General features: G+C 34.9%; 8 protein-coding genes. 2 read left to right on the top strand and 6 right to left on the bottom strand.

Annotated elements, in window-relative coordinates; translation table 11 throughout:
- Positions 1-13 precede the first annotated feature (13 nt).
- A complete protein-coding gene (locus AC27G3_RS16100; protein WP_487123306.1) occupies positions 14-502 on the bottom strand; it encodes a glutathione peroxidase in 489 nt (162 codons plus the stop codon).
- A 208-nt stretch (positions 503-710) separates the two neighbouring features.
- Between AC27G3_RS16100 and AC27G3_RS16095 the strand changes: the two genes are divergently transcribed.
- Positions 711-1,598 (top strand): NAD(P)-dependent oxidoreductase, encoded by an 888-nt coding sequence (locus tag AC27G3_RS16095; RefSeq protein ID WP_487123364.1) that lies wholly within the window; start codon positions 711-713, stop codon positions 1,596-1,598.
- A 27-nt stretch (positions 1,599-1,625) separates the two neighbouring features.
- A complete protein-coding gene (locus AC27G3_RS16090) occupies positions 1,626-2,426 on the top strand; it encodes a hypothetical protein (RefSeq protein WP_487123304.1) in 801 nt (266 codons plus the stop codon).
- Between the two features lie 55 nt (positions 2,427-2,481).
- Here AC27G3_RS16090 and sbcB read toward each other — a convergent pair whose 3' ends face one another.
- From sbcB to AC27G3_RS16065, 5 genes are all read right to left on the bottom strand, one after another.
- Positions 2,482-3,927: an exodeoxyribonuclease I gene (gene sbcB / locus AC27G3_RS16085; RefSeq protein ID WP_487123302.1), complete on the bottom strand. Its 1,446-nt coding sequence runs from the start codon at positions 3,925-3,927 to the stop codon at positions 2,482-2,484.
- Positions 3,928-4,009: 82 nt separating this feature from the next.
- The gene (locus AC27G3_RS16080; protein WP_487123300.1) at positions 4,010-6,256 is read right to left on the bottom strand and encodes a CapA family protein; all 2,247 of its coding nucleotides are present in this window, start codon (positions 6,254-6,256) and stop codon (positions 4,010-4,012) included.
- A 118-nt stretch (positions 6,257-6,374) separates the two neighbouring features.
- Entirely contained in the window at positions 6,375-7,196 is an 822-nt protein-coding gene (locus AC27G3_RS16075; RefSeq protein ID WP_487123298.1) for a DUF1194 domain-containing protein, read from the bottom strand.
- Positions 7,197-7,298: 102 nt separating this feature from the next.
- Positions 7,299-11,408, bottom strand: coding sequence for a hypothetical protein (locus AC27G3_RS16070; protein WP_487123296.1), 4,110 nt, complete (start codon positions 11,406-11,408; stop codon positions 7,299-7,301).
- Entirely contained in the window at positions 11,408-16,228 is a 4,821-nt protein-coding gene (locus AC27G3_RS16065; protein ID WP_487123294.1) for a hypothetical protein, read from the bottom strand. The genes AC27G3_RS16070 and AC27G3_RS16065 overlap by 1 nt, the downstream gene beginning before the upstream one ends.
- Positions 16,229-16,250 lie beyond the last annotated feature (22 nt).

Below are 16,250 nucleotides of genomic sequence, written 5' to 3'. Positions count from 1 at the left end.
TTTTTCAATGTACTTATTGTGCGAGTAGTTGTTTGATATCTTCTTCGATATCTGCAGGTTTAGTCGTAGGGGCATACCGTTTAAAAACTTCTCCTTTTTTATTTACTAAAAATTTAGTGAAATTCCATTTAATGCCTTTAGAGCCTAATAAACCAGGTGCTTGTTCTTTTAAAAAGGTAAATAAAGGGTGCGCATTGTCGCCATTAACGTCGATTTTATCGAATAAAGGAAATTTAATATTAAACTGTAAATCGCAAAACTGTTGAATTTCTTCGTTACTGCCTTTTTCTTGTTGCTTAAATTGGTTACACGGGAACGCCAGAACTTCTAGCCCTTGAGTTTGGTAATTAGCATATAAGGTTTGTAAGCCTTTATATTGAGGTGTAAAACCACAAGCGCTTGCTGTATTAACAATAAGCATGACTTTGCCTTGATAATCCGACAGTTCAACGGTTTCGTTTTTATTGTTCACGGCATTAAATTGATAAATGTTATTACTCATTTTATTTTCCTATGGTGGTGATACGTTTAGGGATTGCGTTAGTTAAAAATGTATTGTGCGCAATGTAGTTGTGGTCAATGATAAGTTGTTGTTCAATAAAATGCAAAGAGCTAGAGCAAAAGGATAAAGTTAAGTACACTCTATAAGCTAAAATTTAACTGTTAAGTTAAGCGTATAATTTATCAATGACTGCTTAGCTTAAATTGCAATAACAAATTTTCAGGAGTGGAAAATGAAGGTCGCTTTTATTGGTTTAGGTGTTATGGGATATCCAATGGCAGGGCATTTACAACAAGCTGGTTATGATGTGTGTGTTTATAATCGTACTGTTGAAAAAGCAAAACAATGGCAAGCAGAATATGGCGGCCGTTTTGCTTTAACACCAGCAAGTGCAGCTAATGATTGCGAAATTGTTTTTTGTTGTGTGGGTAATGATGATGATGTTCGTCAAGTTTCATTAGGTGAAAACGGCATATTAGCAGGTTTGCCAAAAGGGGCTACCTTTGTCGATCATACTACTGCATCAGCAGAAGTTGCTCGCGAATTGGCTGATATTGCTAACCAACAAGATAAATACTTTTTAGATGCTCCTGTTTCTGGTGGGCAAGCGGGCGCTGAAAATGGCGTATTAACCGTGATGCTAGGCGGGAGTGAAACAGAATTTGAAAAAATAGCGCCGGTAATGAAAGCTTATGCAAAATTTAGTCAATTAATGGGGCCTGTTGGTAGTGGACAATTAGCTAAAATGGTCAATCAAATTTGTATCGCTGGGGTAGTGCAGGGCTTAGCCGAAGGTTTTAATTTTGCAGAAAAAGTTGGATTAGATCCTGATGCTCTTGTTGAAACTATTGCCAAAGGTGCGGCGGGCTCATGGCAAATGGAAAATCGTTATAAAACAATGTTTGCTGGAGAATATGACTTTGGTTTTGCTGTTGATTGGATGCGTAAAGATTTAGCGATTGCTTTTGCTGAAGCAAAAAAATCAGGGGTAAAATTACCCATGACAGAAATGGTTGATGGTTTCTATCAAGAGATCCAGTCAAACGGTGGTAATCGCTGGGATACTTCAAGTTTAATTTCTCGCTTTAAAAAATAATTATTTGAATAAAAATAAGGGAAAACAATGAAAAAATGTTTATTTATTTTTACATTAATCAACGTATTGTCTGCTTGTGAGGGAAGCTCAAATTCTGCCAAACAGATCACCGAGCCTCTTGAAAGTACTGAGCCACCAGTATATTCAACAGACAATATCGCTATCCCTAAAAATACAGATAAAACTGCTTATAACATTTTAATTATAGGTAACAGTCATGTTTCGGGTATTGAACAACAGCTTCGCGCCATATTTGCTACAGCCGTTAGTGATAAAGTAGTTGAAATTGACACACGAGGCGGACAATTTTTAGACACTATAGTTGATGATGAAAATATTATTGAGCTCATTGAAAACAAAGAATGGACACATATAATATTGCAAGGGCAAAAGTACTCTCAAAGTCAGTCAGTGCTGTATCCAATTGATTCAACAGTCACTTGGATAAAAAGAGCGAAAGCCATAGGAGCTACCCCAATTCTTTTCCCTGAGCACCCTCAAATTGGTAGACCACATGAAGCTGAATATGTTCATGGCATTCATTTGAATATTGCAAAAGAGCAAGCAAGTTGTGTTGCCCCTGTTGGTCTAGCGTGGAATCAAGCATTATTGATATCCCCTGAATTAAATGTGTACAATCCTGACGGAAATCATGCATCAGATATGGGAAAATTGCTGACTTCATTAGTATTATATGAAGTTATTTCAGGGGAGCCAGCAGACTTATTACCTTATATTGAACATTTGCCTGCTGATGTCACTACGCTAGCATTATTTGGTCAAGTTAGCTCTCAGGCTATTGAGGATAATTTACCTTGTAATTACTAAACATCCTCTTTGGGTATGACGTGATCAGTCGTCTTAAGGTAGCTATAATATAGAATTAGCCTTGTATATATTCATACAAGGCCTTTAATATAGCCATTTTACCTTTATCACTCTCATGTTCGTGGGCTAAGTTTTCAATTTTCATCATAAATTCATCAACACTTAAAATGCCTTTACCGCCGTATTGTAATTTACTTTGACTGTATTGTTGCCAGCGCTGCTGCTCTTCACTGTTTAATGTTTCAGGGTAGTTACGTGCACGGTAACGAAATAGTAAAGTAGTTAGGCGCTCATCTTGAAAAGAAAATGGGTAACTGCTTAATTCTTCTGGTGGTAAACTGCGCAAAGTATCCATTTGTGCTTTATCACTATGGCTAAAAAAGTTACCACCGTAAAGCGCTTGTTCGGCATCAACGTCATCATTTTCAAAATCAGAGTTAGCGAAAACATCACTTAATTTGTCTCTCAGTTCAGTATTTTCTTTTAATTGTTTTAAATTAGCTAAACAGTAGTCTCGAGGAATATTCAAACGTTGAGCATTTTCAGGTAATAAAGTTTTAGCAGGAGCAATAACAGGGCATTTGTTAATATGAATAAGCTTAACTGGAATCGGCAGTTCGTCAGGTGCTAATTCATCAAATCGAGTATATAACCGTGTTTTTATTTCTTCGCTGCTAAGCTCAAATAATGGCGCAGGATCTCTGGCTAAATCAATAGCGATTACTGCATTTTTATTGGTCGGATGGTAACTGATTGGCGCAAACCAACTGGTACAGCCATGATCCGATGAAATTTTTGATGAGGTATGAACAATAGGTGTCATGTTATAAACATCAATTAACTCGGCAACTTGACGCTTATTTTTTAAATTAAAAATAAATTCGAACAGCTTAGGCTGTTTCTCTTTAATCAATTTCGCCATAGCAATAGTGGCGTAGACATCACTCATGGCATCATGCGCTGCTTCATGGGCAATACCATTAGCTTGAGTTAGTAGCTCTAAGCGAAAACTCACCACTTGTTTACCGTCACGCTCAACTGTTGGCCATTCAATCCCTTCTGGGCGCAAGGCATAACAGGCTCGAACTAAATCAATTATATCCCAACGGCTATTACCATTTTGCCACTCACGCGCGTAAGGGTCGTAAAAATTACGATAAAAAAGATATCGGCTTACTTCATCATCAAAACGAATGTTGTTATATCCAGCAACACAAGTATCTGGTTGGCTAAACAGTGCATGTATGCGAGCTGAAAATTCAGCCTCTGATAAGCCGTCTCGTTGTGCTTTTTGGGGAGTAATGCCTGTTACTAAACAAGCTTCTGGATGAGGTAAGTAATCTTGGGGCGGTTGACAATATAACATTTCTGGCTCACCAATAATGTTTAAGTCTAGATCGGTTCTAATACCGGCAAATTGAGAAGGTTTATCAAACTTTGGGGCAATACCCCATGTTTCATAATCGTGCCACAAAATACTAGGCTGATGTTGTAATGTCATTATTAATTACTTTTTTGTTATGTCGTTATTATGCTTGTTATTGAATTAACTTGTTTAATATATATTAAATACTGATATAGAGTTAGTTTTTCGTCGCTGCTGTTGGAGTGTATTGTTTGAATGTTAACGTTAAAGTAATTGTACCTGGCTCAGCTTTAACTTTTAGAAAATCTTTAGCATGAGGAGTCACGATGTTTTTATTAAAAACGTCGTCTTGCTGCCACGAAATAAGTGCTATGCCATCAAAAATAGCTTTACCATAACTTATTTCAGGAGGTGACTGACGGATGAATACTCTCACTGCCCGGGCATTAACTGCGCCAGGGATACTTCCTTCTGGTGTGACCACTTCATCAGGCACCGTTAAGTTACTGGAAAAACTTTGCCAATTATAAGTCCCTGCTTCTTTTGTTAAGCTGTTTTCTTCTCCAAAAATCAAATCGCCTTCGCTTGCATAATAACGAGAGGCAATACGAACTTCACCTGCATTATCACCTTTAATATAACCAAATAAACTTAAGTTTTTATTGGGAGTGTCTAAAGCGTCGCCTAAAACTCTTATCCTGTTTTGATAGGCAATCACAGAATCTTGAATATCAGTAGCTGCTCGAGTTGAACAAAGCGCTGCTACACCTTGGTAGCTGTCATCAACACAAATAAAGTTTGCTTCGCTATCAATATGATCCCATCGACTCGCTTCTAGTTTATCGCTATCAGTATCTACATCTTCAAAATCACCGTAGTACATAATATCTTGTCCTAAGCTAACTTTTGCAATGGTATTACTGCTTACATTAGATATAGATACATTACTGGTTACTAATTCTCGAAGGTCTACAATAGCTGAACCACTTTCTGGAATATTGATAGTGATTGATTGTTGCTGTTCTGTAATAGTTACGTCTTCTTCATTGATGGCTAACCAACCTTGTCCTTGATATGGGTAAACTAGACCATTGTAATTGTGAGAAGATTGAGCAATACGGCGTAAAAAAACATTAGCTAAATCGCCTGTAATTAATCTCGGACGATAATCTTCAATATAAATAGGGAGTAGGCGAACTTGTTTGGTAATATCTTTAAGCATGTCAATGCGCGCCATTATGCCTAAAAATGTTTCTTGTCTATCTTGGTCAAATGCCAAATTACCAAGACTGTGAATAGCCACTTTATTTTTATAAATTCCAATACCTTGCGCTACATGTGGATGGTGTCCAATAGCAAGAACAGCGCCATTATCTATTGCTAATTCAAAGCGGTTTTTCACAAAATTATTAGGAGTGTAAGTATATTCATTGCCTGTATGAAGTTGAGCAATAGGGTAATAACCCGCATCTTTTTCTGCTGTAATTGCTTCTATTACTTTTGCGGTATCAGTTAAATCTGCAGCGCCTCCCTTAAACGAAGTTGCAACATAATTAATTTCATGTTCATGTCCATCTATAGAAGTAGCAGAAAATAAACTATATTTTTCACCATTCAACGTTTGACGGTTTGTTTTAAACGCCTCGCTTGAGTTTAAACCTGCACCACTGTGCGGGATTTCTTTGAGGTCAAGATTGTTTAGCGTGTCAACGGTACCTTGTTCTAAATAGTCGTATAAATGATTATTACCTAAAGATACATAGTTCACACCAAGCCAGGTAAGTGCAGGTAATGATTCAACTAAAGTAAAAAAAGCATAGGGTTTCGTAAGATGGGGGGTTATTGGATTATTTGTTACAGGGGTTTCTAAGTTCAGTACACCAAAATCTGCTTCTTGGTAATGTGGCTGAATCCATTGTAGAGCATCTTTTGTTCCTGGTTCAGGATTACTGACTTGAATAAGCGCATTAGGATCGTCTGGCGGTAAAATTCCTCTAGGTGTCAATTCTTTCGAATCAATAAAACGACGACCAAAGGCGACATCTCCACCGAATAAAAATCTCACTTGTTCGTTATTTTTTACCGTTAAAATAATTTTACCTACATCTAAAACAGATTCCTTTTGAGGAAGCATTAAGTTGGCTGTAATATATTCAGAACGATAGCCGTTTGCTGAAATTTGAATTAATTGGTTAGTTCTTTCTAGTGATGAAAATATAAAACTCCCATTATTTGAAGAATTTACAGGTGGAGTAGTTGTATTTACAATTAAAATACTTGCACCACTAATAACGCTTCCTTGAGTGTCAACTATGATCCCTTGTAAGTTTATGAGGTTCTCATTGAATTGCTCTAATGCATTATCTTCTTGTTCTTGAATAGGTGAATCAACTATACCTTCGTTATTACAGCCTACTAATATTAAAAGTAGAAAACCGAAAGGAAAGCAGTGTTTTGAAAGCATAGTTTGTACTCACGATAGTACGAAAAGAAAAAAGCACTAAACATATAATAATGTTTAGTGCTTAATATTTTTAGTTATTGGTAAAATAAAAAAAGGAACCCGTTACTAAACGGTTTAACTATTTTACTTTACTCTTGCTTTGTCTAGTCATAACAGCAATAAGACCTAAAGCAAATAATACAGATGTAGGAGATTCTGGTATTTTAATTGATGCCGTTGCATAAGAAATTTCTTTTGTTAATTTCGTTTCGATACCTTGACCAAATTGGCTCATATTATCGATAGAAATTAAAAATGCATCATCACCGCCAATGACATTATTTTTATAGTGTGTTTGCAAATCACTGTTACCAATAGCAATACCATTAATTTGATCAATACCATTAGCAAGTGCATAATCTCTTTGACTATCAGCGGTACTGTTCTCACCACTACCACTATTACTTATGCCATCGCCTGAGACATCCATAACTTGTGAATTAGAAAAATATTCATTATCAAATTCTGATACACCAAAACGAATAGCACGACCAATAGAAGTAGCTCCTCTTCTAATACCGTCTTCATCAGCTAACCCAAAAGCACGTCGAGTTATGTCAGTGTTTAACTCTAAAATAAGGTCAGCAAAGTTGTTGGCTGATTGAAAGCTATCAATAAAAAACCAGTCAATTTGAACTTGTTGCTCTGAGAATCCAGACCATTCTATATATTGTACAGCAACACTACTATTAGTACCTGATAGCATTGCATTAATAACAGATTCTGAACGGAATGCATCTGCATACCCTTGAGTTTGTTGTGCGTATTCTTGGGTATCTATACTGCCAGAAACATCAACTAAAAGTTGTAGTTCCATATCAACATTGATAAGACTAGCTTGCACATTAGGTATAAATGTAGCTAGTGATAAAAGAACAGCAGGGATCATTTTTTTAAACATTTGGTTTCCTCAATTACAGCAAAATAAAAGGTACCATTAAATAATATCACCTCTTCATTGTTCATATTATACGCGAACTTATACACACATACCAATATATTATTAAGTTTGTAAACGTTTGCTGAGCCAACCTCCTTTTTGTTTCTGTGTTAACTTAAATAATTCATGTGCAGCACTATCTTGGCTGATTTGTTTATTGACTAAATCCTTAATTATAACATTAGCTTGTCTTCGGCGTTTAACCGCATCACCGGCATCTAAAAAAGCTTCGGTTGCATTAATGAATATAGTTAAGAGCGATCGAGTTGGCGCTACTTTTGCTAATGATTGATCTAATATTTGCTCATTTAGTTTTGATTGGGTGACTTCGATTTGTGCTTGGCACAATTCAGTTTGAAATAGCTTGTGTTTTATCGCCCATTCTAAATGTTGCTCTACAGTTTCTAGATCAAGAAGTCCGAAATCCTGTACTTTTGTTAATTCACGCAAAGCTTCACGGGCAATCTCTTCAGAGCTATCTTTTAATTGCTTACATAACTCATAGTTTCTTTCCCATGTTTGCCAACGATAAACAAAATCTAAACCTGTGCCTTTTATGTTTTGTAAGCCCATTACTTGACTATTTAATCCTGGAGGACAAGACCATGTTAGCTGTTGAATTATTTGATTTCCAGTCGCATGATAATCTTTAACTTGAATGAGTTTATTACTAAACCATTGCCATAGTTGCTCTTTAATACGATGAATAGTTTCTTGTTTTTCTTTTTCATTTGAATCTAGTAGTTTTGATAATTCTGCAATAATCGTTGAGTATTCAATCTGATTTTTCAGGTCAATTCTATGTTGTTCAATAAGAGCATTAATCTGTTCTAAATTATCATTTATATGATATGACTCTGGTTGTAAATAATTATTACTTGGTTGGTTGATACTTAATCCTTGGCACATATTATAATGTCTTAATTCTACAAGGTTATCTGTAAAAGGAATGCGAAGTTGTTGGGTAATATGTATAAATTTTTCTTTTATTGCTATAACACTCTCATTATTTGATAGTTGTTGAGAGTCGATATAGGTTGTCCAACTTTGTTTAATAAACCCCATAAGGCCAGAAAGGTTACTTCCAATCAGTAAATGACGATCTGCACTTATGTCTCGTACAATTAAATCGGCAAATACTTTAGATCGCGCAACGCGATCTTCTCGGTTGTTAATAACAGTAATAATCCACTTGTCTGAATCTGTTGCGAGTGATTGTTTGTCTAATCCAACACGACGCCAATTCCCTAACGCACCAAAATGTTCATTTGCAGACATCCCATTAATAAATTGTAATTTTCTTCCTTGAATATTTGCTTGAGGGAAGCTTTTTAAAACGCCAAGATCAGGCACAACTCTGTCAGCCATTTCTTTTAAAGCGTAGGTTTCATCAATGTTCATCTGTTTTGCTAAACTTAAAACCAATGCAACATTATTTGAGTGCTCTTGATAAGGAAACCTAGCCATAATATCAGGTGTGATTAAGCCTGCGTCTAACCAATTAACATTGACTATTTCAGTTTGTTGCTCTTTTGCTGCAAGTGTTAAGTAAGGCAGCATATTTTCTTCAGAGGTTAATAATAAGCTTTTCTTAGGAACGAATTTCATCATCACTTTAGGGATGTCAATGCCAGCTGGTCCTTGTAAGTCTTCATGATCAGGGTAACAATTGGTAATAGTCGAAATATCATCTTTCATCCATTGTTGTTGGAGTATTTCTATATATCTAGGTGTTAAGCCCATGCACTCCCAAAGGAAAACATCAGCTTTAAGTGATTTAGCAATTTGAGTTACGTTGACTTGCTCCCAAATCGTTGCTTTATCGTAAGGTCTAAATAAAAACATTTCAGATAAAGGTTTGCCTTTTGTTCCGTATAAAAACATTGCTTCACAGCCAGTGGTTTTTGATAGCACGCTAAAGCCTAAGCCATTAAAAAGAGCAGCTTTTAACCTTTCAGTGCCAGATTTTCCCCGAGTTCCCCAGCCTCCTATAACAAGAGGGATGCTTTTCCTTGCTTGTTTAAGTTGAATATTTGCTTTGATGTGTAAGGCAAAAAAGCAGCTGAGAATTGCCATTAAAAATATGCCAAGTTGTGATAGCGTATTTTGATATACAGAAAAAAAATAAGATTGGTATTGTTGCCACCAACTAAAAATGAAAGGAGGTAGCACTGACATAGGGAAAAAGTGTGCAACTTTCTTATCTAATGGGTAAGTTTTACCTTCGCTATTTCTATAGGCTTCTATGGAAAAAGTGAAGCCAAGTTTCTTTAATGCGTTAAGGTATTCACTTGGGTCATACTCATCTTTACTATGCCAATTACGTAAATTAGCATAGTAATCAAATCGTAACGTTAATTGTGTTTTAGCGTATAAACGGTGAATGAAACTTGAAGGAGGTGTAGCATAGGTAACACCTTCACTACTATATATTGCTAACGCTTTCGTAGGCCAGCCTTGATCTAGACTAGAAATAAGTTGATCTACTAAAGGTAAATAAGGACGCCATCCGCCTTCCTCTTCTATGTGTAGAGGTTCTCCAGGTACTTTGGTTTTGCTTATTTCTGCTAGGTTTTGGGCTGGCACTTGTTCTAGCCCAAAATAAATGCGTCCTTTAGTATGATTATAGTTTTGTCGTTTATCTGTTGATGGAGTACGCCATTCAAAAAGAAATCGCCAAAGCCTAAATCCAAATTTACTGTCCCTAATGATTTTTTTACTAGCAATATCAAAACCAAATTGATTGTTGGTATTAGCCGCTAGCCATCTTTTGGCCAAAGGGTTCTTTAATTCATCAGACTGTTGAGGCGTAAGCCTTTGTTGTTTCTCTGGGTTAAGCTTGAATAAATTGCTCAGTTGTTCTGAAGCATGATACATACTCGCCCAAAGTTGTTCTCTTGTTTGAGCAGACCAACGTCTTACTTTGACAGTTGAAGCTGTGGTATTCTCTTTTGTTAAAGTTAATTCAATTTGTTGTAGTAACTTGTTGGTTTGTTCTGGATTTAGGTGTTTTATAGCCTGATGAAAACTTTCTACTAAAACGTGCAGGGCAGTTCGGGAAATAAATTCATTGTTAGTTTTTTCAATTACATTAATTAAATGCTCTATATAGGGAGAGGCATTTTGATGGTGAGCAATTAAAGATGGCATTTTTTGAATAGTTGCCGCTACAACCGCTTCACAGTCGTCTGATAATAATTGTGGGAGTATGTCTAATGTAATTTCTATCGGTAAATGAATGAGTATTTTAGAAAAAGCTTTACGCACATATGGTTTAGGATCCTTTAGTAACACAGGCACATAAGCATATAATTCTTGATTTTCGTTAGTGCCTAAAGACAATACTAAGTGATGACGAAAAAATAAATCATCATCAGTATTTTGCATCGAATTATTTAAGCTATGCTCAAATATATCTCCTAAATAATGCTCGCCTACCTTACTAACTAATTGTAAGGCTTCGATCTGACAGCCTATAGGTTGTGATTTATCAATAGCAAATCGATAAATATAGCGCACTAAATCAGTCGGTATTGCAGACATGTCTGATGTTGCAATAGGGAGTAGTAATTGGCCTAATGTTTTGAACGCAGCAACTTTTAAACGTTCACTTGTTTTATGGCCTAATAAAGGTAATAAAACGCTATCAAATTTGTATCGTTGAAAAATAATGCGTTTGTTAGCTTGATCTTCATTACACCATAAAGCATTAACAACACTGCTTAAGCGAGAAGCATAGAATATAAGTTGAGCTTCATTTTCAGCTTGTATATCCTGATAACGCTCAGTAATAGCGTCAATATTAAACCAACGGTCTAACGCCTTTTTATCTTGCTTTAATTGACTAGAGTTTGCTCCTAAGCTTTTAGCAAATTGGAGAATATGTGTATGTTGTTCATTGATATCAGATGCATTTGAATATCTGCGATGAAATTCAATATAAAAACTTTCTAATTTGGGCACCTTTATTAAAACATCATTAATTTTTTGCAACATAAAGACAACATTAGCTGTACGTTCATTTATGTCTTGGTCGTTATCATAAACTAAGTTATGACCTTTCCATTCATTATAATCGTTAGTTAAATCGGCAATTGCAGACTTGTAGAGCTTATCCCATGGAAAAGATAAGTCTTCAGATAAAATGAGTTTGAATAATTTAATATTTGCCATTACTTAGTGCCGACCTTATTTACCGCAATACTATTTTGAGCCTGCTGTTGATATAAATCCCTAAAAGGAATTTCTTGTAGTCTAAAATCCGTTATGTCTCTATCCTGAGTTGAGTTCCATGATATGCCCAGATTGAAAGCTGTTTCTTGACGAGTAATATCGTAACTTACATTGCTGTATAAACGCCAAAGTTGCCCACGTTGTTGCCAGAACCTTTGTTGCACCCCTAACGACCATCTTTCACTATTGTATTTTTTCAATCTCGCTTCATCGGCAAAAAAGTGCTTTATTTGGTAAGCAGAACTTACCGTTAATCCACGCCAATAAAATCGTCCGCTGAGTAGGAGTGAGGCCGAGTCTAGTGATATTTTTTCAAATATTGAATTAGTGGTAGTGTCTACTAAAACAGCTAATTCAGCATCTTGATAAGGCTTATAACGAAAGCGGTTAGAGATTTTAGCCCCATTTTCATGGGAAGCTTTATAACTACTATAAACATCATTATCCCAATATTGTTGGTTAATTGGTAAGTCAGCCACTCGCTGACCAAAAACAGAAATATCTAATTGATTATCATACTTATCCAACCAACTGTTATTGAGTTGCCATCCTAGGTTAAACATAGCCGACCAATTACTTTCTTGTTGCTGCTCTTCAAGTTGGTAATATGCTGCCACTTTAGTGTGAATAAGCTGGTTACTGTCTGTTAATTTCCAATCGATATAATTTTTTAACCCCAAAACTTTATAATTATTATCATGAAGTCGAGCAAGTGCATCGAAACGCCAAAAGCGTTGTTCTTCTTTATTGAAATGACGTTGTTGAAAGGCTACCTCATTATAACGTTCATATTGAGCAGATAAGCCTTCATCAAAATTAAGCCTTTTACGCCATTGATAATAACCGCCCCAAGTATCATGTTCAGAAATGTTTTTATAGGCAAGTAGGTTTGGTTTTATATTTTCTTCTTTATCAATCATATAAAGGTTGCTTGATTGCAGCGGTTCTACAATAGCAGGAGTTTGATAAACGTTACCTACTATTTTTGTCTCTTGTGGTTTATGCAATTGGTAAACACGGTATCCAAATTCAACGCTGTCCAGACTTGGTTCAATAGTGAAGTTTCCAGGTTTTTTCTGATAATGGTATTGGCTTGAAATTTCATTCTGTTGATTAAATTTATCTATTCGAAGTAATGTGGGTTTGGGTAAATAAAAGCTTAGTTCATTATCTTTAGATGTTAAGTAAACTTTTCTTTTTATGTTGTTATTAAGGCTACGCCATACTTCATTTTTACCTTTAACAAGTATTTCAGCTGTAAAAAAATGCTGCTGATAGGCTTGACGTAAATTCAATGCAATATGATTTTCCCCAAATTTTAATTGCAATGGTATTTCTGTTAAACCGCTTTTTTCAAGTGGAATTTCAGAGATGTTTTTATCGTTAACACTTATATCGATAAAAGTTGTGGGTAAAGTGATATATGAACTTTCATAACTTCTCACTAGCAATTTTACTTGTTCGTGGTTAACTAAATTTACGTCAAAATTTAATGTTTCATAAGACTTAAATAACTTACCGTTATCGAGCTTTTCATTATAATTTTTACTAATGGCATTAACCATAGCGGTTGGTGATTGAAAAGTTAACGGTGTATTGGATAGTGTTTTATTGCCCGCAGATAATGTAGGTTGCAATAAGTTCCAATTAGCGTACTGGTTCATTCTGTTTTTTAAAGCGCTGTATAAAGGGTTGTCTACATTGGTCAGTAATTCTTTTTGAATATCGACTAATTCAGCGTTTTCAATTTTTCCTGATTTTTCCCATGAGAATATTTTTTGACTCAACTTATTAACTAAATCTACCGGTAGGGGGGATTGCAGAGTATTAGTAGGTGAGCTAACTATAGATTGTAATAAACAAGTATCCACAAGTTGAGCATTCGAACTCACGAGGCTCCAATGTTCTGACTTAATACAAATACTCTTTTTATTCATATTTTTTCTATTAGGTAAGCTGTTGGTTAAGCTATTAACAGAAAATAACATGTCATTATTTTGTGGCGCTATTGTTATTTGATGTTCACCTGCAGGTAGCGAAAATTCATTATTGTAGCTTTTTCCTAAACGTAAATGACTCCCTTTAAGTTTAAGGGGGCTGGTGAAACTACTTTTATTAATTGGAAGGTAATGTACATCGTCATTGATCGTAATTAACAACCAATCATCTTCAATTTTTTGCTCAGAAGTTTTTAATTGTCTGGCGGTTAACTGAAGAGTTAATGGGCCATTTACTGTCATTTTTATCGCTTGAGCTTTGCTCGCTTGCATTAAATTGAAACTTGAAAATGCTTCAGTAGTGTAAGCTGAAAACATGCCTTGAGACGATAGTGTTTGTAAAGCTGTAAGATCGCGAGTTTCAGGTACTAAAATATTTGAAAAGTCTGACACGTTAAAAGGAAAGTTTACATGGCTATTACTACGTGCATCGTTAGTTTCATTTAATTGCCATAAGCTTAAAGCTTTAGTGTAATTTGTTTGTTCAAATGCTTGTAAACCTAAATAGAAATTTTGATGTTCAACATTTACGAAGGCTAATAAGTATTCAAATAATTGCCAGTAATTTAACTTTTGAGCAAGCCATAAAGAGAGTTGTGCTGTTTTATCTGTTAACGGTAATGTGGCTAAATTAGCTAAAGCAATGCGATATTTTCCCTGGTTAAATAGCAGTAGTGAAAATTCATAAGTAATGTCATCCAAGTTATTCATTTTGAATTTAAGCGTTGATAAATTATAAGCAAGTAATTGTTCATAACCCATTAAGTTATTACTTTGAAGCATATAATTAGCATATGCTTTTTGTGCGAATAGTTGTAATTCCACATTGCTATTATTACACGCAAGACCTTTCAATGTTTGCGAATAGGTTAACCATAAACCGTATTTTTTTAGTAAAGTTAAGCGCCATTGCCATAAAGTTAATTCATTACTTTCTTTAGTTTCTTGAAAAAGTAAGTAAGCGAGTTTTCTTGGAAAACCTTGGTCGAAAAGTTGTTCTGCTTCCGCTAACCAATCCTTATTTTTTACAATTGCCGTCGTATTGTTTTTTGTTACTTCGCACTGTAAGCCGTGGATGAATTGTTCACTTCTTTTTGTGATCAATTTTTGTAAATAAAAGGCATCTAAATTGATCGTTTTATTCTGTGTTAATTGTTCTTTCTGTTGATTAGCGTTCATAAACAAAGCCAACCATTGTTGTTGATTATTGGTTGTTTTTTGGGGGGTAAGGTAGCTAAGTGAAACGTATACCGATTCACTATTAGGTGAACTTATCGTGATAGAGTTATTGTCGGTATGGGCTTTAAAGTAAATTTCACTGTGTACTTTTTGGTTGGTTAAATTATTATTTAATTCAACCACTTCTATCTGTTTTTTACTGCGTAGTTGTTTTACTATTTCCTTTGCGTTGCTCGTAGCAGACCATTGATTATTGTCGTTAGGTTGTAAATAGGCCATAAAATTATGACGGTTGCTATTCACTCTTATCGACTCTGTTAATTTATTTGGATTATAAAATTTTATTTTAATATCAGCTAATGCTCGGTTGTCAGGTAAATCAAAGGTAATAGTTTGTTTATTAGTAAGCTTGTAAAAAGGCTGTGAAAGCTTTGATGATTGGTTATCTCGTATCTCTTTAAGTGAAATATACTGAAGATCAGGCGAAGGAGCATTTTGTGTTTGATTAGCTAGCCAAAATTGAGCTGAACTATCTTGGTTAATTGTTTGTATTTGTTGTTTTTTATTTGGGGGTATTGCTTGATAAAACAGATCTGAATATTCTTTAATTGCCCATGTAGCTTCATTTTGAGACAAACCTGCAGTTAGTGTGTCGAGAGTCGACTTAGCATCTTCAAGCCAATGTGGTTTACTTAATAGCTTAATAGCAAATTGTTCTTTAGATTGTTGTGATAAAAGTTGCTCAATGGCTGTTTGTTCATTATTGATTAAATAACTATTATTACTGGTCAATAGTAAATCACTTGCAACTTTATCAACCTTAATCCAGCTATCTGAAGACGTAGTAAGAATAAGTTGTTGTTTACCTTTTGGAATCTTTAAATAATAACTTTTCTGAGCTGTTGTCCAAATAGGAGTATTTTCAACAACATAAAAGGATAATTTATTCACTGAGGCTTTATGTTGCCAACTTCTGAATGGTTGTTCATTAAGTGTTGCGTTAATTTGCCAATCAATTTTTTTAGTCTTTGTAGAGCTACTTTCAACTAAACTCGTAATTTTAATTGTAGCAGGGCCTTCGACAATGTACTCAGCTGTTTGGTTAGTGTTAATTTGGCTAAAGTTTAGCGGTTGGTTTAATGGTTGTTGTATTAATTTAGGGCCCGATAAGTTTTCAGAATATATAACATGATTATAAAAGTTTTTAGCTTGATTAATTTTTACGCCATTTAATAGCGTTAACTGAGTGTCTTTTGTTGAAAGATTAAATAGGGTAATTAAACGGTTTTTTGATTCAGGCAGAATCAATACGGCATTTTCTGATACTCTATTAGGAAATATCTCATATGCAACACCTTTACTTACAGAGGCTTGATATTTAATAGGTGAATCAAGGTCGCTTATTGAGTTTATTATTTGTAAGTAGTTGTTTTTTGGTAAAAATATTATTTCTTTTTCAGTCGGTTTTATCTTTATTTTACCATTTTTTAATGGTTTATCACTCTTTGATAACGTTAAATTTGTCTCAATAATTGGTGACCAATCAATGATAGTTTCATCAAGATTAGTTGTTTCGCTTCCCATACAGAATGCAGAGAAGCAAATA

The sequence above is a fragment of the Colwellia sp. SU-HH01217 genome, from assembly GCF_057543495.1.
The sequence above is the reverse complement of the archived record's forward strand: the minus strand, read 5'-3'. Positions and strand labels throughout refer to the sequence as shown.